Origin of the sequence: Paraburkholderia atlantica (assembly GCF_009362785.1) — a bacterium.
Lineage (GTDB): Bacteria > Pseudomonadota > Gammaproteobacteria > Burkholderiales > Burkholderiaceae > Paraburkholderia > Paraburkholderia atlantica.
Map to the genome: position 1 here is coordinate 35,290 of NZ_WHNQ01000004.1, position 21,291 is coordinate 56,580.

General features: G+C 65.9%; 18 protein-coding genes. 7 read left to right on the forward strand and 11 right to left on the reverse strand.

Annotation, left to right across the window (positions count from 1 at the left end; all coding sequences use genetic code 11):
* Positions 1–40: 40 nt before the first annotated feature.
* Positions 41–982, reverse strand: a complete 942-nt coding sequence (locus GCT19_RS06765; protein WP_152851443.1) for a DUF5996 family protein — start codon at positions 980–982, stop codon at positions 41–43.
* Positions 983–1,250: 268 nt separating this feature from the next.
* On the opposite strand from GCT19_RS06765, the gene GCT19_RS06770 reads away from it, so the two are divergent.
* The 3 genes from GCT19_RS06770 (at position 1,251) to GCT19_RS06780 (ending at position 4,344) form a co-directional block, all read left to right on the forward strand.
* The gene (locus GCT19_RS06770; protein ID WP_152851444.1) at positions 1,251–2,090 is read left to right on the forward strand and encodes a PadR family transcriptional regulator; all 840 of its coding nucleotides are present in this window, start codon (positions 1,251–1,253) and stop codon (positions 2,088–2,090) included.
* Positions 2,091–2,154: 64 nt separating this feature from the next.
* The gene (locus GCT19_RS06775) at positions 2,155–2,991 is read left to right on the forward strand and encodes a siderophore-interacting protein (protein ID WP_152851445.1); all 837 of its coding nucleotides are present in this window, start codon (positions 2,155–2,157) and stop codon (positions 2,989–2,991) included.
* A 66-nt stretch (positions 2,992–3,057) separates the two neighbouring features.
* Complete coding sequence (locus GCT19_RS06780; protein WP_152851446.1) at positions 3,058–4,344, forward strand: MFS transporter; 1,287 nt, start codon at positions 3,058–3,060, stop codon at positions 4,342–4,344.
* A 17-nt stretch (positions 4,345–4,361) separates the two neighbouring features.
* Here GCT19_RS06780 and GCT19_RS06785 read toward each other — a convergent pair whose 3' ends face one another.
* From GCT19_RS06785 to GCT19_RS06830, 10 genes are all read right to left on the reverse strand, one after another.
* Positions 4,362–5,456, reverse strand: coding sequence for an AI-2E family transporter (locus GCT19_RS06785; protein ID WP_018434403.1), 1,095 nt, complete (start codon positions 5,454–5,456; stop codon positions 4,362–4,364).
* A 261-nt stretch (positions 5,457–5,717) separates the two neighbouring features.
* Positions 5,718–5,900 (reverse strand): CsbD family protein, encoded by a 183-nt coding sequence (locus GCT19_RS06790; protein ID WP_013091995.1) that lies wholly within the window; start codon positions 5,898–5,900, stop codon positions 5,718–5,720.
* Positions 5,901–6,080: 180 nt separating this feature from the next.
* Positions 6,081–7,361, reverse strand: coding sequence for a hypothetical protein (locus GCT19_RS06795; protein WP_152851447.1), 1,281 nt, complete (start codon positions 7,359–7,361; stop codon positions 6,081–6,083).
* Entirely contained in the window at positions 7,358–9,013 is a 1,656-nt protein-coding gene (locus GCT19_RS06800) for a hypothetical protein (protein WP_152851448.1), read from the reverse strand. Before GCT19_RS06800 ends, GCT19_RS06795 begins: the two co-directional genes overlap by 4 nt.
* Before the next feature lie 340 nt (positions 9,014–9,353).
* Positions 9,354–10,526 (reverse strand): enoyl-CoA hydratase/isomerase family protein, encoded by a 1,173-nt coding sequence (locus tag GCT19_RS06805; RefSeq protein WP_152851449.1) that lies wholly within the window; start codon positions 10,524–10,526, stop codon positions 9,354–9,356.
* A complete protein-coding gene (locus GCT19_RS06810; RefSeq protein ID WP_152851450.1) occupies positions 10,523–11,323 on the reverse strand; it encodes an enoyl-CoA hydratase in 801 nt (266 codons plus the stop codon). The genes GCT19_RS06805 and GCT19_RS06810 overlap by 4 nt, the downstream gene beginning before the upstream one ends.
* Positions 11,320–12,237, reverse strand: a complete 918-nt coding sequence (gene mmsB / locus GCT19_RS06815; protein ID WP_152851451.1) for a 3-hydroxyisobutyrate dehydrogenase — start codon at positions 12,235–12,237, stop codon at positions 11,320–11,322. The genes GCT19_RS06810 and mmsB overlap by 4 nt, the downstream gene beginning before the upstream one ends.
* A 32-nt stretch (positions 12,238–12,269) precedes the next feature.
* Entirely contained in the window at positions 12,270–13,811 is a 1,542-nt protein-coding gene (locus tag GCT19_RS06820; protein WP_152851452.1) for a CoA-acylating methylmalonate-semialdehyde dehydrogenase, read from the reverse strand.
* A gap of 151 nt (positions 13,812–13,962) precedes the next feature.
* Positions 13,963–15,654, reverse strand: a complete 1,692-nt coding sequence (locus GCT19_RS06825; protein WP_152851453.1) for an AMP-binding protein — start codon at positions 15,652–15,654, stop codon at positions 13,963–13,965.
* A gap of 98 nt (positions 15,655–15,752) precedes the next feature.
* Positions 15,753–16,886, reverse strand: a complete 1,134-nt coding sequence (locus tag GCT19_RS06830) for an acyl-CoA dehydrogenase family protein (RefSeq protein ID WP_026228480.1) — start codon at positions 16,884–16,886, stop codon at positions 15,753–15,755.
* 221 nt (positions 16,887–17,107) lie between these two features.
* On the opposite strand from GCT19_RS06830, the gene GCT19_RS06835 reads away from it, so the two are divergent.
* The 4 genes from GCT19_RS06835 (at position 17,108) to GCT19_RS06850 (ending at position 21,164) form a co-directional block, all read left to right on the forward strand.
* Positions 17,108–18,154, forward strand: coding sequence for an AraC family transcriptional regulator (locus tag GCT19_RS06835; RefSeq protein WP_152851454.1), 1,047 nt, complete (start codon positions 17,108–17,110; stop codon positions 18,152–18,154).
* A gap of 84 nt (positions 18,155–18,238) precedes the next feature.
* Positions 18,239–19,906, forward strand: a complete 1,668-nt coding sequence (locus GCT19_RS06840) for an NfeD family protein (protein ID WP_152851455.1) — start codon at positions 18,239–18,241, stop codon at positions 19,904–19,906.
* Positions 19,903–20,673, forward strand: a complete 771-nt coding sequence (locus GCT19_RS06845; protein WP_013092006.1) for a slipin family protein — start codon at positions 19,903–19,905, stop codon at positions 20,671–20,673. The genes GCT19_RS06840 and GCT19_RS06845 overlap by 4 nt, the downstream gene beginning before the upstream one ends.
* Before the next feature lie 224 nt (positions 20,674–20,897).
* Entirely contained in the window at positions 20,898–21,164 is a 267-nt protein-coding gene (locus GCT19_RS06850; protein ID WP_013092007.1) for a DUF4148 domain-containing protein, read from the forward strand.
* The last annotated feature ends 127 nt before the right edge of the window (positions 21,165–21,291 follow it).

Here is a 21,291-nt window from a genome sequence, read left to right on the forward strand (position 1 = left end):
AAGAGCAAAGGGTCGCGCGGATCGGGTGAGACGTTTTTGCTCAATGGTGATCCACCGGTCGCGGCCTGAGAGGCTCGCCTCCACGGCATTCGAGAGCCGCCCGGTCCCAGCCGCCGAGATCCGCGGCGGCTTGATACGTGCTATCGAGAAAAGCCATCAACGCTCGCTCGGGGTCGTCCGACGTGCGGACGTGTTCGTACGGAAGGATGAATTCGCCCAGCTTGTCGTCGAAATAGGCGCCGCTCGGCAGGGGTGTTGCCTTGGAAAAGCCGTCAGGCGACGGGTACGCGTAAGAGTAAAACGCCGGAAAAGGTACCGCCGGTCCCCCCGGCCAGAATCCGGCCGACGATACTTCGTGGCTGTAGGCTTCGCGCGTCACCTCATCGGGTAGCGCCGGAACGCCGCCGGGATGAAGAGGCGCGCGGCGTCCAGAAAAACGCGTAACGGCGAGATCGAAGCTGCCCCAGAAAAAATGGACCGGGCTAACCTTGCCGATATAACCGGTACGAAACCGCTCTAGCACACAACAGACCGTGACGAGCGCTCGAAAGAAGCGGGTCACGGCATCCGCGTCGTACGGGCGCGCTGCATGGTCGTCCTGGAACGGCACGGGGTTCGGGATCTCGTTGGGTCGGCCGTGAAACACGGGCTTGCCACCGAGTTGCGCAACCAGATCCAAAAAGTGCGCGTGGAATTGTGCAACCGACATGGGTGCGAGCGCGAAGTGCGCCTTGCGTCCGTCGGCAGCGCTGCCGACCACCCGATGCTCGAGCAGGTCGAACTCGATCTCCACGCCGCTCGCATCGGGGACAAGCGACGTCGTCAGGCCCCGCGCGCTGACGTACAACGTAGCGTGCCACGAATGATTCAGCCACGGGGTTCGGGCGAGCTTGTACTTGCCGGCGATTTGCGTGTAGAGGTGCAACGCAGCGCATGTGTCGCGCCAGCCGTCGTACGGAATATCAGTCCAGTTCGCGCTCATACCGGCTCCATCAACTGTCCGTCTGTGTCGTCGCCAAATGACGCGCGCCCCAGTCCTTCAAGGTGCGCTGGTCGCTGAATGACCTTACGCCAGACGCAAAGTCTTGTCACCTGTCGCGCAATCCGGCGGCTACCGGCTGCGCAGGGGTGCTCGCCCACAAGGTTCAGCCGAGCGCGGTCTGTGCGTGCACGGATAAAAAGTGTTTGACAGACTATCTTAAGATATATATCTTAAGATGCATCTTACGACATTCATGGGAGACTCCCAGATGCGTCATCCTCACCGTTTTTCCGGTCCGCACGGTGCGCAGAACCGTTATCACGCGGGCTTCGGTCATCCGTCGCCGCGTGCGGGCAATGTCGCCGGCCGCGGCACTTCCCCTGACCCTCGTCACCGCTTCCTGTTCCACGTGTTGCTTCACGGTTTCGGCCTTCATCACGAGCGGCGCTGCGGCGGCCGTGGCTCACGTTTCGGCGGTCATGGCGGCCCCGGCGGCATGGGTGGATATGGCGGTTTCGGCAGCGGCCCGGGCGGCTTCGGCGGCGACGGCGATGGCTTCCCGCGTGGCCGCAAATTCAGCTCCGACGATCTGCAACTGCTGCTGCTATCGCTGATCGACACGCAGCCGAGTCACGGCTACGAACTGATCAAGGCGCTCGAAACGCGCTCCAACGGTTTCTACAGCCCGAGCCCCGGCATGGTCTATCCGGCGCTGACCTATCTCGAAGAACTCGGCTACGTCACCGTGCAGCTCGAAGGCAACCGCAAGCGCTATGAGCTGGCGGATGCAGGCCGCGAATATCTGGCCGCGAACCGCGAGCGCGTCGAGCTGATGTTCGCGCGGCTCTCGCATATCGCCCGCAAGATGGATTCGGTGCGCCGCGCGTTGGCCGGCGAAGAGCCGGCCGACGTCAGCGAAGGCGGCTGGGTGCCGGAACTGAACGAAGCGCGTCGCACGCTGAAGAATGCGCTGCTGCGCCGAGACAACGCGCCGGCCGACGAGCAGCGCCGCATCGCCGCGATCCTGATGCGCGCGGCCAGGGAAATCGAAGGCGGCAGCAACGGCGACAAAGCAAAGACCGGCAACGACAGCGCGCCGACCGTCTGACAACGCGCGCTCGTCCACGAGACAACCCGCGCATCCTCCCAAACCGAACAGGAGCACCACCCTCATGCAGGAACAACTCACTCGCCCTGATCTCGCCGTGCATCGCGTGCGGCATCCGTTGAAGTTTCGTCTGCTGCAGGTCAAACAGGTGCGCGCGCTGACGCCCCACCTGATTCGCGTCACCTTCACCGGCGACGATCTGCACGACTTCGTGTCAGCGTCGTTCGACGACCACATCAAGGTCTTCTTCCCCGAACCGGGCGCCGACAAACCGACGCTGCCGCAAGCCGGCCCCGACGGCCCGGTGTTCCCCGAAGGCATGCGGCCGACCGCGCGCGATTTCACGCCACGCCGTTTCGATCGCGACGCGCGCGAACTCGACATCGAGTTCGCGATGCACGATGCGGGCCCCGCGGCGACGTGGGCCGCGCAGGCGCAGGTGGGCCAGTATCTGGGCGTCGGCGGCCCGCGCGGCTCAATGGTGATTCCGACCGGCTTCGACTGGCATCTGCTGATCGGCGACGACACCGCGCTGCCCGCAATCGCGCGCCGTCTCGAAGAGTTGCCGGCCGGCACGCGCGTCGCCGCGGTAATCGAGGTCGCCGATCCGTCGGCGCGCATCGAGTTCACGACCCAGGCCGAGCTGCATCTCGTCTGGTGCTATCGCAGTGAAGCCGACGCGCAAACCGGCACGCGCGGCGAAGCGCTGTTGCACGCGGTGCGCGGGACCTGGCTGCCGGAGAACGGCGAAGGCTACGTGTGGGCCGCCGGCGAAGCGGCGACGATCCGCGCGGTGCGCCAGCATCTGTGCGGCGAGCGCGGCGTCGACAAAGCGCGGATTCGCGCGGCCAGCTACTGGAAACAGGGCGCCGTCGCGGTCCACGAAACGATCGACGACTGAGCTCCTGCTCGCGTGGCGCGCGGCATCAGCGGCGTACTTCGAACAACAACAAAGGGAAATCAACCGATGTACTCAATCACTGCACGGCACGAACGCCATTTGCTGTGGGTGCTCGCGCTCACGCAGTTCACGATCATCATGGACTTCATGGTGATGATGCCGCTCGGCCCGCAGATCATGAGCGCGTTCCAGATCGCGCCGGCCGCGTTCGCGACCGCGGTGTCCGCGTATTCGTGGTGCTCTGGGCTGTCGGGCCTGTTCGCGGCAACCTATATCGACCGCTTCGACCGGCGCCGTCTGCTGCTCGCTATCTACGCGCTGTTCGTGCTGTCGAACCTCGCGTGCGCGCTCGCGTCGAGTTTCGCGCTGCTGCTCGCCGCGCGCGCATTCGCCGGCATCTCGGGCGGCGTGCTCGGCTCCGTGATCATGGCGATCGTCGGCGACGTGATCCCGCTGCAACGGCGCGGCGCCGCGACCGGCACGATCATGACCGCGTTCTCGCTCGCGGCGATCGCCGGCGTGCCGGCCGGCGTGACGCTCGGCGCGCAGTTCGGCTGGGCGGCGCCGTTCTTTCTGCTGGTCGCGTTGTCGCTGCTGGTGTGGTTCGCGGCCTCGCAACAGGTGCCGTCGCTGGCCGCGCATCTGAGCCGCAGGCAGCCGCCGCTCGCGGAAGTGCTGCCCGAGCTGTGGAGACTGCTGAGCAACCCGCGGCATCTGAACGCGTTCGCGCTGACGTTCGTGATGATGATCGCGCACATGCTGGTGATTCCATTCATCTCGCCGATGCTGGTCGCCAATCACGGCGTCGCGCCGCGTCAGCTGTCGTGGCTGTATATGGGCGGCGGTGCGGCGACCTTCTTCACGTCGCGGCTCGTCGGCAGGCTCGCCGACCGCTTCGGCGCGCAGCGCGTGTTCCGCTGCGCGGCGCTGCTGTCGTTCGTGCCGGTGCTGTTCGTCACGCATCTGCCGGACCTGCCGTTCTATGCGCTCGTGCTGTTTTTCCCGTGCTTCCTCGTGTTGATGAACGGCCGCATGGTGCCGATGCAGGCGCTGTTGACCACGGTTCCCGAGCCCGCCCGACGCGGTGCGTTCCTGAGCGCGAACAGTGCGCTGCAGGCGCTCGGCACGGGCACCGGCGCGTGGCTCGGCGGGCTGATGCTGAGCACGTCGGCCGATGGCCGCATCGCCGGATATGGAACCGTCGGCTGGACGGCGGTGGCGGTCGCGTGCGCAGCGGTGCTGTGGGTCTCGCGTGTGAAGGCTGCGCCGCGCGAAGCGGCGCCGGCCAGCGACGCTGGCGCGACGATGCCTCGTGCTGCTGGCATCGAGGCCCACATCGCCGGCGAAGGTTAGCGATGCCGCGCCGCGCGCTACATCTCGTCGTCGGTGCTGCCGGTCAGCGCGCGCCGCGCGGCTTCGCCCTGTTCGTGCGACGCCGCGTAAAACACCCGCGCCCGGCCAATCACGATTTTTAGCGTCGCGATCACGGGCACCGCGAGAAAGATCCCCGCGACGCCGCCAAGCTGGTCGCCGGCGAGCAGTCCGACGATCACCAGAAACGGACTGACCTCGACGCCTTCGCTCATCAGATACGGATTGAGCACGTAGTCTTGAAACAGCCGGTACAGGCCGATGAAAATCACCAGCCACAACAGGTGCGGATAGCCGCTGAACACCGCGACCACCAGCGTGATCGCGACTGCGGCCAGCGGCCCCGCGAACGGCACGAATTCGAGCAGCCCCGCGCTGACCGCGAGCAGAAACGCGTACGGCACGCCGAGCAGCGAGAACGCGACGCCATAGCCGAACAGCGTGGCGAGCGACAGAAACAGCAGCGCGCGCACGTACTTCGACAGCAGCACGTTCACATCGTCGACGATCTCGCTCCACAGCACGCGATGCCGCCTGTTCAGCAACGCGAGAAACGCGTCGCGCATCCGTTCGCCGTCCTTGATCAGCAGGAAGCTCAGGATCGGTATCAGCACCAGATAGATCAGGTTGCTCGCCGCATGGACCACTCCGAGCCCGAGACTGCGCGCCAACGGCACGGCCTTGTCGGAGCCGGTCTCGATCTGGCTGCGCACGAAATCGACGATCCGCTCGCGCAGCGGTTCGAGAAAATGCGGCAACGGGAAACGGTTCGGCACGTCGGTGCGCAGCAGTCCGGGCAATTGCGTGAAGAGGTGCGTCGCCTGATCCTGCAATTCCACGCCGAACAGCGAGCCGACCACCGCGAGCAGTGCGACCACGACGACGAACACGACCGCGATCGACATGACGCGAGGCACGCGGCGCGGCCTCACGCGTTCGACCAGCGCGACCATCGGGTAGATCAGGTAGCTGAAGAACACCGCGAACACGATGACTAGCACCGTCGTCGACGCGACATAGATGACGAAAAACAGCAGCGCGAGCAGAGACGCGGTCCAGACTTTCCTTGCCGCGCCGACGTCGAATCCCAGCATGAAGCGTCCTCGAATGAGCGATGCGGTACCGACGCAAAGACCGCGCCGGCTGACTCTGGACCGTAACAGAAATTTACACGATACGTGTGTCGAACGCCGCGCCGCGAGGGCGCGACGCGGCGAGCACCGACGGCGTGCGAGGCGCTATGCACGTGGTGCGTCAATGCACGGCTCGCGTGCCTGACTCTTGATGCGCCCGAAACCGGGCAGTCCGGCTAGATGAAGCTGGAATACACGAAACCGCGACGAAACCGCGACGCGCTAGCTTTTCACGCGCTCACGTTCCTCTTCAGCTTCTTCGGCGATTCTCGCCTGTATCCTGCCGGCGATTTTCTCAGCCGCTCCTTCGGCCTGCTTCGCGCGATTGCCGGTGACCTTGCCAATCGCTTCCTTGACCGAGCCCTTGAGCTCCTTCGCTTTACCTTCTACACGATTCCTGTCCATGATGCCTTCCTGCTGGGTTTGACTGTTGGAGTTGCCTGCTGGCGTTGCAACGAAACAGCCAACGTACGGCGCGACGCGCCTCGTGATGGCGCGAATCGCTTCTAACCACGCGATTCGCGTCGGAGCAACCTGAAAATTCCTAGCATGCAGCGTTCCCGACACCCACTGCGCCGCGCTTCGTCACCTCACAGTGACGGCGCCCTTCGCGGCGTCGTTGGCGGCATCCTTGCCGTGAGCCGGATCGGGATGACCATCTTTCGAGCCGTGAAAGATATGCTTGAAAAGTTCCTTGTTCTTTGCGCCATTCAAAAGGTTCCGCAGCGCGGCATCGTCATCCGCGGGCTTGAACGAAAGCACTCTCTTGCGGTAGCGCTCCCTGCGTTCGTCGAGCATGTAGTTCGCCGGTAACGGTAGTTCCCGGCTGCCCACGTCGAGATCGATGCCCTCGAAGGTCAACAGCCCCGCATCGTGATTGATGAAGCACGCGGGAGGCTTGGTCCGGTCGATCACATAGACGCACTGCCTCTGCAGATTGCCGGCGTCCGGCAGCTTGCCGCGGAAGATCTTGTCCCGCAGGAATGCGCACATTTCTTCCCAGCACACCTCGGTGGATTTTCCCGCCGCGCAAGACCGCAAGATTTCGGCCTTCAGAATGTCCTCTGGCACGGCATAGTAAATCGGATAACCGGCCCTCAGGTAAAGTTGTAGTTGCAACACTTCGTAACAGCGCCCCAACGCATGGATCGACGGTACGAGTAAAGACCTTTCATCCGACTCGTCACCTTCGCCGGGCCCGGTCGCCGTCTGGCTGCGAATCGACGGATGTGCCGGCAACCCGGCATTCTCCGGTTCCGGCTGTCCGCCGCCCCACAGGATCAGATCGCGAAACAGGATCATCGGCAAGAATGAATGGACGATCAGATCCGTCGACGCCCGGCGTTTGGCGCGCTCGTTCGCATCGGCTTCCACCGGCAACGTGGGCTGCCACTTGCGCGACGAGCGCACGATATCGCCGATCGCCTTCGCCACGCAGATGCCGTTCGGCAGTCCGCCGCCCTCCTCGTCGGCCCAGGTCTGCACCAGATCCCACGGCTCGCCGATCGGCACGCCGAGGAAGTACAGGCCGAGCGACACCGCGGTCAGCAACTCGACATAGAACTGATTCGCCTGATAAGGCGCTGCGGGAATGCCCCGCATCAACTGCCGGTCGGCGAGCAGCTTCCTGCCCGATCCGACCTTGCACAGCGCGCTGGCGCAGGCCTTGAGCCGGTCGACGAGAGCGCGCACGTCGCGATCGGCAAGCGGCGACTGTCCGCCGACCAGATGGTGCCTGACCATCAACGAAATCGGCGTCGTGAAATTCGAGCGGTCCGTGGTTTTCGTCGGCACCACGATGGACATCACCAGGTTGCTGATGATCTCCAGGTCGGCCAGCATCGCATCGATGGAAGCGCTCATCATTCGACCTCCGCTGCTATCTCTTTGATCGACGGATCGTGTTGGCCGTCGATCGTCGCCGTCTGCCTCGGCTCGGACGCGGCGATGATCGCCACGGCATACCGGATCAATCCCTTGCAGCGTGCCGCCAACACTTTCTTGCGAATGCCCGACGGCGCGTCTCCCTCGTTCGCCCACTCCTTGAAGCCGAGTCTTTCGAGTATGTGATCCTCGTTCTGACCGAAGGTGGCCGCGCCGTCCGCGGGTATGGCGTGATGGGCGTCGGTCAGGCAGGTGCAGATGTACTCCTCGGCGGTCGAGCCACGCGCCGCCAGCGTTTGAATTTCTCGCTTGGCCCAGCGTGCGAGCGATACCGAGATCTCATCCATGTCGTGCGTCAGGTTGCGCACCTTGACGTCTTTGCCGCGATCGTCGCCGAGGATCTGATAGACGGTCCGGTCGACCACGTGCAGCCACAGCGAGGTCTGCGCGATGCGGATCTTGTGCTCGCACACGACCTCTTTCGAGTCGCCTTGGAGCGCGCGCCGTACGTGCCACAACACGACGTAATGCCATACGAGGCCAATGAACTTGCCAAAGAAGAGTGCCTTGTCCTGCATCGATTCGCCGTCGAACTCGGGATATTCGAGCGGCGTAACCAGCGTCATCTTCGTGCGCGCGCCTTCTTTCAAGGTCCGATAGAGCGTCGCCGCGGGGCTGCTGCAATACTCGTCCCACGACTCGCGCGCCCACCATTGCTTGTCGATATCGAAGAAACGATAGATCGAGAAAATGCCCTTTTCCGACTCGTGAACGTTCGCCGCGCCGCCCCGAGCCTGCAGCGCCGCGCCAGGCTGCAAACGCTTTCGCTCGTCCGCGCGGGACTGGTCGCGATTCGGGTCGCGGTTCGGGTCGCGATAGGCGTCGTAAATCACGCGAAGACCGTAGCGCGTGCCCATCGCGTTATCGATGCTGGCCACCTTGTCGCTGAGTTCCTTGCGGATGGTCTCGAGCACCGCTTCCTGCTCATCGACGAGCTTGCGCTGCTGTTCGAGCGCGGAATAGTGTTCGGCGGCCACGTAGATGGCGGCGAGCGCCAACGCGAGTACGACCGCATCGGTATAGCCCTCCCATATTTCTCCGCCGAACAGCAATACCGCGGGGAAATAGCAGAACACGGGAATCCACCAGCGCGACACGAACCACTTTCGCAGGATGCCGATTACCCCCTTCAAACGGGAGATGCTTTCGGGCGCGGGTTCCCCTTCCTCTTCCGCGATACGTTTCCGCTCTTCGAATTCACGCTCGGCGATGGTCCGAGCCCGCTCTTCCTCGCCACGGCAAATGTGGACATAGAAGACCAGGAACGTGAAGGCCGTGACCAGCAACGCAAGCAGCCAGCTCTCGCCTATGCTGGTTGCGCGCTCCTCGTCGCTGACTTCCTTCATCACCGCGGCGATCTTTCTAAAGCACTCGATGCCGGGAGGAAAGCAATTCGCATCCGGCACGCGATGCGAAAACGTAAGTACCCAGTAGACAATGCTCCCAGCCACAACCGCAATGCCGCCTAGCGCAGTGAGGACGAGCTTTTTTGCACTGGGACCCTGCTCGACGCGGGAATCGGGCTTGTCGCCGAAGAGTTCGGAGCGGCGATTCTCATCTGACGGCTTTTCCATGCGCATTGCCTCCTGACCCGATCAAGAGCACGAGAATGCGGGAAACGGTGACGTGCGAACGCACCGTAGGTCGGAAGAGCGCCCGTGATGAGGGCTATGGGCAGGCTTTGCCAGTCGGGACGGGGCTGAACTCTCTATCTAAGATTGCGCCCGGGAGGATGTCAATTAACGCGCGTGGTCTGTGTGCGCCAAACAACAATCGGCACCGGGCGCCTGATGGGGGGGACGTTGGGAGCCGTGATGACAGGTAGAGCTAAGGGCGCTCGCGCTCCAGGCTGGCGCGCGGACGCCGGGCGACGCTCCTCGCGCACACCTTGCGGCATGCGCGATGCCGCGCAAGTCAGTCGCCACGCTCCGCGCCCAGCGCCGCCAGCGGATGCGCGTCGTCTTGCCACGGCGAACTCAGGAAATGCCGCACGCGCTCGGGTTGCACATCGGCGAGCGTTGCCGGCGACCAGCGCGGCCGGCGGTCCTTGTCGATCAGTTGCGCACGGACACCCTCGCGGAAATCGCCTTCCTCGATCGCGCGCTTCACGATGCCGAGCTCCATCCGGAAGCAGTCGGCGAGCGTCATCTGCCGGCCGCGCAGCAGCGCTTCGCGCGTCACGTGCAGCATCGTCGGCGAATGGGCGGTCAGTGCGTCGTAGGTCGCTTGCAGCCATTGCCGTACTTCGCGCGGCGGTTCGCGTTCGAGGTCCTGACGCAGCGTCGCGACGATGCGCTCGACGCCCGAGCGCCGGTCGAAGTGGCGCAGTATCAGCTGCGTCAGCGCGCCGAGCGGCGCGTGCGGCACGATATTGCACGGCGGCTCGAACACGGCGCGCAGCGCGTCGATGCGCCCGGTGTCCGACGTGTCGTGCGACATGCGCTGCAACCGCTCCTCGAAGCTCGCGAGCCAGTCCGCCGGCACGCACAGGTCGGCCAGTTGCAGGCGCATCGCATCGGCGCCCGCTAGCGTCGCGCCGGTCAACCCGACATACAGCGCAAGCTCGGCCGGCATCACGTTCAGAAAGCGGCTCGCGCCGACATCGGGCACGAAACCGATGCGCGTCTCCGGCATCGCGATGCGGCTGCGCTCGGTCACGATGCGCAGCCGCGCCGCCTGGCCGAGGCCCATGCCGCCGCCCATCGCAATGCCGTCGAGCAGCGCCACCACCGGCTTCGGAAACGTGTGCAACGCGTAGTCGAGCCGGTATTCGTCGACGAAAAATGCGAGCCAGCGCGGGTCGCCCTGGGTCGCGAGCCGATGCACTTCGCGCACGTCGCCGCCCGCGCAAAAGCCCTTGTCGCCGGCGCCCTTCAGCACCAGCGCGACGATCCCGGGATCGGTGCGGCAATGCTCGACCAGCACGGCGAGCTCGCGCACCATCGCGTGCGACAACGCGTTGAGCGCGGCGGGCCGGTTCAGCGTGATGATCGCCACGCGGTTGACGACGCGAAACAGCACGTCCGCTTCGGCCTGCGTATTCGACGCGTCGCGCGTTTCGACCGCAACGCTTTGCACAGTGCTCATCGCTGCGTCTCCCGTGGTGCATGGCCCGTCTGCCAGCGCGGCGCGCGTTTTTCGAGGAACGCGTTGACGCCCTCGCGCTGATCCGCGCCATCGAACAGATCGACGAAACGCTCGCGTTCGAGCGCGAGCGCGGCGGCGCGCGGCACGCCATGCCGCGCCTGATGGATCAGCTCCTTGCTGAAGCTGACTGCCTGCGGACTCAAACCGGTGACGCGCTGCGCCATCTTCAGCGCGGCTTCACGCGCGGCGCCGCGCTCCACCACTTCTTCGACCAGACCGATGCGCAGCGCGCTCGCCGCATCGACGCGCTCGCCGGTCAGGATCATCCGCTTGGCCCAGCCTTCGCCGACCAGCCACGGCAGCGTCTGCGTGCCGCAACCGCAAGGCAGCAGGCCGACCGCGGTCTCGGGCAGCGCCAGCACCGCATGCTGCTCGGCGATGCGGAAATCGCATGCGAGCGCGCATTCCAGACCGCCGCCCATCGCGAAGCCGTTGAGCGCAGCGATCACGACAGGCCGCGCATTCTGCAGCGTTTCGAACGCCGCGCCGAAACGCGCCGCCGCGGTGCGTGCGACTTCACGATCGCCGTCGGCGAACGTGTTCAGGTCGGCGCCCGCGCTGAAGAACTTCGGGCCGTCGCCGGTGATCACCAGCGCGCGCACGCGCGCATCGGCGTTCAACTGCTCGATGGTACGTTGCAATTGCAGCAGACCGTCGGGCGTGAAGGCGTTCGCGGGCGGCCGTTTCAACGTGATCAACGCAACGGCGCCGTCGTGCGCGTAATCGAGCTCGATCATTGCGTGCCTCCCTGGCCGTCGCCGCCGCGGTCTCGCGAGCGATACAGCTTGATCACCGCCGAAAAGTCCAGACGTCCGGCGCCGTTCGTGCTCATCGTTTGATAAAGCTGTTGCGCAAGCGCGCCGAGATAGACCGGTTGACGCACGCCGCGCGCGGCATCGGTGGCGAGGCCGAGGTCTTTCAGCATCAGGTCGGTGCCGAAGCCGCCGGTATAGCCGCGCGACGAAGGCGCGGTCTCGATCACGCCCGGCATCGGGTTATACGTGTCCGAACTCCAGCAACGCCCGGTCGACGTATTGATGATGCTGCCGAGCACCTTCGTGTCGATGCCGAGCGCCTCGCCGAGCGACATCGCCTCCGCGACGCCCGCCATCGAGATGCCGAGCACGAGGTTGTTGCAGATCTTCGCGACCTGGCCCGTGCCGGTATCGCCGCAATGCACGATGTTTTTTCCCATCGCCAGCAGAACGGGTTTCACCTGCTCGTACGCGCTCGCGCTGCCGCCGACCATGAAGGTCAGCGTGCCCGCCGCCGCGCCGCCCGTGCCGCCCGACACCGGCGCATCGACGAAGCTGTTGCCATGCGCCGCGGCGAGTTCGGCAAACGCCTTCACGCTGGTGGGATCGATCGTGCTCGAATCGATGATCGGCACGCCCGGCGCGATGCCGGCGAGGATGCCGTCAGCCGCGACGAGCACGCTGCGCACGTGAGCCGCGGCGGGCAGCATCGTGATCACGCATTCGACGTCGCTCGCGGCGGCCTTCGGCGAGGCCGCCGCCTGCGCGCCCGCGTCGACGAGCGTGCGCACGGCCTCCACGCTGAGGTCGAACACGTTGAGGGCGTGGCCCGCCTTCAGCAGGTTCAAAGCCATCGGCGCGCCCATATTGCCGAGTCCGATAAAGCCTATTTTCATGATGTCGTCTCCGTGTGTGCCTTTAGCGCAATTCAACGCAGGCGGATCGTCGTGTTGACGCCATCGTTGACGGTGTCGTCGTCGAACCAGCGCGCGGTGACCGTCTTCGTCTGCGTGTAGAACTGCACGACCTGCTTGCCGTACGGACCGAGATCGCCGAGCTTCGAGCCGCGCGAACCGGTGAAGCTGAAAAACGGCACCGGCACCGGAATCGGAATATTGATGCCGACCTGGCCGATATCGATCTCGCTCTGGAACTTGCGCGCCGCCGCGCCGCTTTGCGTGAACAGGCCCACGCCGTTGCCGAACGGGTTCGCGTTGACGAGCGCGATCGCATCGTCGAGCGTCGCGACGTTGACCACCGCGAGCACCGGCCCGAAGATTTCGGTGCGGTAGATTTCCATCTCGGTCGTGACGTCGTTGAATACCGTCGGGCCGATGAAGTTGCCCTGCTCATAGCCCCGCACGCTCACATCGCGGCCGTCGAGCGCGAGTGTCGCGCCCTCCTTCACGCCCGCGTCGATCAGACCGAGAATGCGTTGCTTCGCCGCGCGCGACACGACCGGCCCGACATCGGTGCCCGGCTCGTGCCCCGCGTTGACCTTCAGCGTCTTCGCCTTCGCGACGAGCTCGGGCAGCCACTCGCGCGCGGCGCCGACCAGCACCGCCACCGAAGTCGCCATGCAGCGCTGACCGGCCGCGCCGAACGCGGCGCCCGCGAGCGCGTTGAGCGTCTGTTCGCGATTCGCGTCGGGCAGCACGACCGCGTGGTTCTTCGCGCCCATCATCGCTTGCACGCGCTTGCCGTGTTCGCTGCCGAGGCGATACACGTGCGTGCCGACCGCCGTCGAGCCGACGAACGAAATCGCCTTCACCAGTTCATGTGTGCACAACGCATCGACCACTTCCTTGCCGCCGTGCACGACGTTCAGCACGCCCTTCGGCACGCCGGCTTCGAGCGCGAGTTCGACGAGCTGCATCGTCGACAGCGGGTCCTGCTCGGATGGCTTCAGCACGAAGGTGTTGCCGCACACGAGCGCCATCGGGAACATCCACAGCGGGATCATCGCGGGGAAATTGAACGGCGTGATGCCGGCACAGACGCCGAGCGGCTGACGCAGCGTGTAGGTGTCCACGCCACCCGCGACGTTCTCGGCGAACTCCCCCTGCTGCAAGGTGCCGATCGAACAAGCATGCTCGACGACTTCCAGACCGCGGAAGATGTCGCCCTCCGCATCGGGAATCGTCTTGCCCTGCTCGGCCGACAGCGTCTTCGCGATGCGCGGCATCTGCTCGCGAATCAGCGCCTGGTACTTCAGCATGATGCGCATGCGCGCGCCGATCGGCGTGTCCTTCCACGTTTTGAACGCCGCGTGCGCGCTGCGTACCGCCGCGTCGACTTCAGCGACGGTCGCGAACGGCACGCGCGCGAGGACCGCCTGGGTGGCCGGGTTCACGATGTCGCGCCACTCGGTCGTCTTCGATTCGACGAACTCGCCGTTGATCAGCAGTTTGACGGTAGCAACGGCGCCGGCAACGTCGCGGCTGGTCTCGTTCGAAGCAAGGGTGCTCATGCTGAAACTCCTGTGCGATGGCCGCGCGGCGGCCGGACAGCGATAGAGAAGAAAAAACGGTGCCCCGACGCGTTGAATCCGAAGCTCGAATTCGACGCGTGCGATTCAAAATCGGGGCGGCAAAACCAGCAATGGCGAGGAATATAGACAGTCAACGTAAGTCGGGGAAATCCTCTTCCCAGTACTCGTCGGGCAGACGCGCGGGCTCGGCCGCGCGCTCCATTTCGCGGCGCCGCAACTCGACGCGGCGGATCTTGCCGGAGATCGTCTTCGGCAGTTCGCTGAATTGCAGACGACGAATCCGCTTGTACGGCGCGAGTTTTTCGCGCGAGAACGCGAACACCGCGCGCGCGAGTTCGGGACCGGCCTCATAGCCCTGACGCACGGTGACGAACGCCTTCGGCACCGACAGACGCAACGCGTCCGCGCTCGGCACGACGGCCGCCTCGCCGATCGCCTCGTGTTCGATCAGCACGCTTTCGAGTTCGAATGGACTCAGGCGATAGTCGGACGACTTGAACACGTCGTCCGAACGGCCGACATACACGTAGTAGCCGTCGTCGCGACGCAGCGCGACATCCGACGTGCGATAGAAGCCGTTGCGCATCGCCTGCGCGGTCGCGTTGGCGTTGTTCGCGTAGCCGGTCATCAGGCCGAGCGGCCGTTCGGCGAGCGGCAGTGCGATTTCGCCTTCGGTCACGGCCTGGTCGTCGGCATCGAGCAGTTCGACGCGGTAGCCCGGCAGCGGACGCCCCATCGAGCCGGCCACGACCGGCTGGCCCGGCGAATTGCCGATCTGGCAGGTCGTCTCGGTCTGTCCGTAGCCATCGCGGATCGTGATGTCCCACGCGTGCCTGACGCGTTCGATGACCTCCGGATTCAGCGGCTCGCCCGCGCCGACGATCTCGCGCAGCTTCACCGGATAGTCGCCGAGCGGCTCCTGCACGAGCATGCGCCAGACGGTCGGCGGCGCGCACAGCGTGGTCACGTTGAAACGCACCAGCGCGGCGAGCGTGTCTTTCGGTACGAAACGCGGGACGTTGAACACGAACACGCAGGCCTGCGCGTTCCACGGCGCGAAGAAGCAGCTCCACGCGTGCTTGGCCCAGCCCGGCGAGCTGATGTTCCAATGGATATCGCCGGGTTGCAGGCCGATCCAGTACATCGTCGACAGATGCCCGACCGGATAGCTCTGATGCGTATGCTCGACGAGCTTCGGCTTCGACGTGGTGCCGGACGTGAAGTACAGCAGCATCGGATCGCTGGCGTGGGTGACGCCGTCCGGCGTGAAATCCGGCGACGCCTCGTACGCGCCGGCAACATCGATCCAGCCGTCGCGCGGCGCGCCGACCGACAAGCGCGTGAGCGGCACGTCGAGCGCATCGAATTTGCCCAGCTCCGCGCTGTCGACCACGGCGAACTTCGCGCCGCCGATCTGCACGCGGTCGCGCACGTCGTCGGCGGACAGCTGCGTGGTGGCGGGCAGCACGATCGCGCCGAGCTTCATCGCGGCGAGCATCACGTCCCATAGCTCGACGCGGTTCGGCAGCATCAGCAGCACACGGTCGCCCCGACCGACGCCCGCGCCGCGCAGAAAGTTCGCCATCCGTGACGAGCGCTCCGACATCTGCGCGTACGTCAGGCGCAGGCCGTCGCTGGAAGGATCGTCGACGATCCACAGCGCCGGGTTGTCGTTGTTGCGAGCGATCTGGTCGAAGTAGTCGAGCGCCCAGTTGAACTCGCCGAGCGCCGGCCATGTGAATTCGCGGTACGCGCGCTCATAGTCGGTGCGATGGCGCACTAGCAGATCGCGCGCTTCGAGAAAGGCTTTCGCTGCTGTCATCGTCGTCTCCAGATTGGCGCGGGGCGCGCTCGGTTTTTTTACCGTGGCGGGCTAAGCGAGCATCCACGGCCAGGCTATTGTGCGCTCAAACGCCGCCCTCAAACATGGCGCGCGATCACCATCCGCTGCACTTCGCTCGTGCCTTCGTAAATCTGCGTGATGCGCGCATCGCGATAGTGGCGCTCCACCGCATAGTCCTCCAGATAGCCATAGCCGCCATGAATCTGGATCGCGTTCGAGCAGATCTCCTCGGCCAGCTCCGACGCGAACAGCTTCGCCTGCGACGCCTCCGACAGACACGGCCGCCCCGCCGAGCGCAGCCGCGCCGCGTGATGCACGAGCAGCCGGGCGGCGTTCAGCCGCGTCGCCATGTCGGCGAGCATGTTCGCGATCGTCTGATGGTCCTTCAGTGGTTTGCCGAACTGTTCACGTTCGCTTGCGTAGCGGCGCGCGGCATCGAACGCCGCTCGGGCGATACCGACCGCCTGCGCGGCGATGCCGATGCGCCCGCCTTCGAGATTCGACAGCGCGATGCGCAGACCCTCGCCCGGTTCGCCGAGCAGGTTGGCCTCGGGGACCGCGCAGTGATCGAGCGAGATCGGACAGGTATCGGACGCGCGAATGCCGAGCTTGTGCTCCGGCCGGCCGACGTCGAAGCCCGGCGTCGAGGTCGGCACGATGAAGGCGGACAGGCCGCGCTTGCCGCGCTCGGGATCGGTGACCGCGAACACGATCGCGAGACCGGCGCGCGCGCCGTTGGTCACGAACTGCTTGCTGCCGTTCAGAATCCACTGTCCGTCGCGCCGCTCCGCGCGGGTGCGCAGATTGTTCGCCTCGGAACCCGCCTGAGGCTCGGTCAGGCAGAACGCGCCGATCGTGCGGCCAGTGGCAAGCTCGCGCAGATAGCGGTCTTTCTGCGCGGCGCTGCCGAAGTTCAGGATCGGCGCGCAGCCGACCGAGTTGTGCACGCTCATCAGCGTCGCGCAGGCGGCGCAGCCGGCCGCGATCTCTTCGAGCGCGAGCGCGTAGGCGACGTAGTCGGTGTAGCAGCCGCCCCACTCGGCCGGCACCATCATGCCCAGAAAGCCGAGCTCGCCCATTTGCGCGACGACCTCGGCCGGCAGTTGCGCGTCGCGATCCCATTGCGCCGCGTGCGGTGCGAGACATTCGGTGGCGAAGTCGCGCGCGGCGTCGCGGATCATCCGTTGTTCGTCGGTGTAGAAGCTGTCCATGACTGCGTCCTCGCGGGTGCTGACGGCCGTGCAGGCGATCTCGGTGATGCGGCAAGTGTAGGCAAGCGGCCCGCGCCACTCGATGCTCGCTGCGCTCACATTTGCTGAGCGCATTTGCCATACTGCTACCATGCGCATGCATGAGGCCTCGTCTTTTCAGGGGCTTCATGAACCACGAGCCAACCGATGCTGAGCGCTTTTGCCAGAGAAACCGGATTCCGATGAAAAGCGACAAAGGCACGATCTCCGTCAGTCTCGTCGAGGAAACGCTCGCGCTCGCGACGGCGCGCGGCCTCGATGCGGGTACGTTCGCCGAAGCGGCCGGCATCGCCGCGCCGATGCTCGCGTCGCCGAAAAGCCGGGTGTCGTCGGCCCAATACGGCGCGCTGTGGGCCGGCATCGCGCGCGCGCTCGACGACGAGTTCTTCGGCCAGGACTCGCATCCAATGAAAAGCGGCAGCTTCATCGCGATGACGCAAATGGCGCTCGGCGCGCGCAACGGCGCGCAGGCGCTCGCGCGCGCCGTCGGCTTCCTGCGGCTGGTGCTCGACGATCTCGGCGCAACGATCGACACCGACGCCGAGCGCGTGCGCCTGAAGTTCGTCGAACGCGCGGGCATGCGCAAGCCGGCGATGTTCGCTTACGCGACGTATTTCATCCTCGTGTACGGCCTCGTGTGCTGGCTCGTCGGCCGGCGCATTCCGTTGCTCGAAGCGCGCTTTCGCTGCGCCGCGCCGCCGGCCGCGCACGAATACCGGCTGATGTTCTGCGAGGACATGTATTTCGACGAGCCCGAGTCCTACGTCGATCTCGACCCCGCGTTTCTGGCACTGCCGGTGATCCAGACTTCGCGCTCGGCGCGCCCGTTTCTGCGCGATGCGCCGGGTAGCTTCATCGTCAAGTACCGCAATCCGGGTTCGCTCGCCGCGCGCGTGCGCAAGACGCTGCGCGCGCTGCCGATGTCGGGCTGGCCCGCGGCCGAGCAGATGGCCGCCCGCCTGCACGTCGCCGAGGCGACGATGCGGCGGCATCTGAAGCAGGAGGGCCACACGTATCAGTCGATCAAGGACGCGCTGCGGCGCGACATCGCGATTGCCGAACTGCAGCGCACGCAGCGCACGATCGCCGATATCGCGAACGCCGTCGGCTTCGCGGAGCCGAGCGCGTTTCATCGCGCGTTCCGCAAATGGACCGGCATGCGCCCGACCGACTATCGGCCGGCCCGGGCAACGGGGCTCGATCTCACGCGTCGCGCCGAATCGGACTAAGCTTTAAGCGGCAACAGGCCAGCCTTGATCGAGGTATGGGCCCGCGCCGCCGGTTCGCACCGGCTGGCGCGACGGCCGTCAGCGATGAACACGACTCCGCGTCTCCCGCTCCGGCAGTCCGGTCCGCGCAGGCCGCTTATCCGCGGCGGCGTCGTGGGCCGTTTGATGCGCGGCATCGCCGTGCTCGGCGTGCTATGCGCGTTCGGCTTCGCGACGCGCGAAGCGTTGGCGCCGCTGCAAGCTGCCCATGCGGCGAGCGCGGCCAACGTTGCTGCCGTGACCGCGAACAGCGTCGAGGTGATTCCGGTGAATGGCGCGATCGGGCCGGCCAGCGCCGATTTCATCGTGCGGGGTTTGCAGCGCGCGGCCAGCCAGCACGCGCAGCTCGCGGTGCTGCAACTCGATACCCCCGGCGGCCTCGATACGTCGATGCGGCAGATCATCAAGGCGATCCTCGCGTCGCCGGTGCCGGTCGCGACCTTCATCGCGCCGAGCGGCGCGCGCGCCGCCAGCGCCGGCACCTACATCGTCTATGCGAGCCATATCGCGGCGATGGCGCCGGGCACCAACCTCGGCGCCGCGACGCCGATCCAGATGGGCATCGGCGGCAACGAACCACCCGCCGGCGGCCCGCCGGGAATGCCGGGAACCCCTGGAACACCGGGAACGCCAGCCACCCCTGGCACGCCGGGACTGCCGGACATGCGCACGCTGCCCGGCGGCGCGTCCGGGCCCGCGTCCGCGCCTGCGTCGCCCGGCGCGTCATCCGAAGCCTCCAGCGCGCTGCCGCTCGATACCCAATCGACCGAACTGCGCAAGCAGGTCCACGATGCCGCCGCCTACATCCGCGGCCTCGCGCAGATGCGCGGCCGCAACGCCGACTGGGCCGAGCGCGCGGTCCGCGAAGCGGTCAGCCTGTCCGATGAAGAAGCGCTCGCGCAGCACGTCGTCGATATCGTCGCGCGCGACGTGCCCGACCTGCTGCGCCAGGTGAACGGCCGCACGGTCGTCACGAGCGCCGGCAGTGTCACGCTGCAGACCGCGCATGCGCCGCTGATCACGCTCGAACCCGACTGGCGCAGCCGCTTCCTCGCCGTGATCACCGATCCGAGCGTCGCGCTGATTCTGCTGATGCTCGGCATGTACGGCCTGTTCTTCGAATTCGCCAATCCGGGCTTCGTGCTGCCCGGCGTGGTCGGCGCGATCAGCCTGCTGCTCGGCCTGTTCGCGATGCAGATGCTGCCCGTCAGCTATGTCGGCCTCGGGCTGATCTTTCTCGGCATCGCCTTTCTGATCGGCGAAGCCTTCCTGCCGACCTTCGGCTCGCTCGGGTTCGGCGGCGTGGTCGCGTTCGTGGTGGGCGCAATGATGCTGATGGATACCGACGTGCCCGGCTACGGCATTCCGCTGCCGCTGATCGCCGCGGTCGTCGTGTTCAGCGCCGCGTTCGTGCTGGGCGTGTCGCGGCTTGCGCTGCGCGCGCGGCGGCGGCCGGTCGTGACGGGCTCGGAGGCGCTGATCGGCTGCGTCGGCGTGGTGCTGGACGGCGGCTTGCTGCCCGAACCCGAACACTCGGCCAGCGGCCCGCTGGGCGGCTGGGCGCGCGTGCACGGCGAGCGCTGGCGCGTGTCGAGCACGACGCCGGCGGCGCCGGGGCAGAGCGTGCGCGTCACGGCGCGCAACGGCCTCACGCTGACCGTGGTGCCCGTCAAGCCGGCCGCCCCGTTACAAGGACAAGGAGAACCCTCATGATCGGCTTCACATTCGGCTTCGGCAGCATCCTGATCCTGCTCGTGGCCGTGCTGATCGCATCGTCGGTGCGGATTTTTCGCGAGTACGAGCGCGGCGTCGTGTTCATGCTCGGCCGCTTCTGGAAGGTCAAGGGGCCCGGCCTGGTCCTGATCATTCCGGTCGTGCAGCAGGCGGTTCGCATGGATCTGCGCACCGTCGTGTTCGACGTGCCGACGCAGGACGTGATCACGCGCGACAACGTGTCGGTGAAGGTCAACGCGGTCGTGTATTTCCGCGTCGTCGATCCGGAGAAGGCGGTGATCCAGGTCGCGCGCTACTTCGAGGCGACCAGTCAGCTGTCGCAAACGACGCTGCGCGCGGTGCTCGGCAAGCACGACCTCGACCAGCTGCTGTCGGAACGCGAGCAGTTGAACACCGACATCCAGAAGGTGCTCGACGCGCAAACCGATGCGTGGGGCATCAAGGTATCGATCGTCGAGATCAAGCACGTCGATATCAACGAAACGATGATCCGCGCGATCGCGCGTCAGGCCGAAGCCGAGCGCGAGCGGCGCGCGAAGGTGATTCACGCGGAAGGCGAGTTGCAGGCGTCGCGGCAGCTGCTAGAAGCAGCGCAGACCCTCGCGCGCCAGCCGCAGGCGATGCAGCTGCGCTATCTGCAGACGCTGACGACGATCGCCGCCGACAAGAACTCGACGATCGTGTTCCCGCTGCCTATCGACCTGGTGAGCGCGGTGATGGAACGGTTCAACAAGCCTTCGGCCTGATAGGACGAGATTTGTCAGGATACCCATTTGGCATCGACTAGCGTCGAAGTTTGGAAGTTTTAAGCAAACCCGCCCGCTCTCCGCGTTGCTTGCGCTCACGTGGGTAACGGGGTTCGCGGCGGGTTCGATCTGCCGGCAGAAATGGTGCGCTGCTTTCTAACGCCTTACTCGGCGCGCCGAATAACGACCAGGCCCGGCTGTTTTCCGCTCCGCAGGAGCCCGCCATGAATCTGTTCTCCCGCATTGGACTCGGCGCGCTGGTGGCCGCCGTGAGTATCAGCACCGTCTACGCGCAAGCGGTGATGCAGCCCACCGACCCGTCGGCGCCGAAAACGCGCGCCCAGGTCAGAGCCGACCTGATCGAATGGCTCGCCGCCGGCTATGATCCGAACGACTGGGTCAACTATCCGGAGAATGCGCAGGAAGCCGGGCGCATCGTCGCGCAACGCCGCGCGGAGCGGCAAGGCCTCGCCCCGACGACAGTGCAGTAAAGCAGTCGCTGCCGCACCCGCAGCCTGAATGCCGCCCGCCGCGGGCGGCATGGGAATCCTTTGCGTCGCGGCAAGGTATCATCCCGTCCCTCCCCCAACGCAGCACACCAGCCGCACCTAGCCGGAA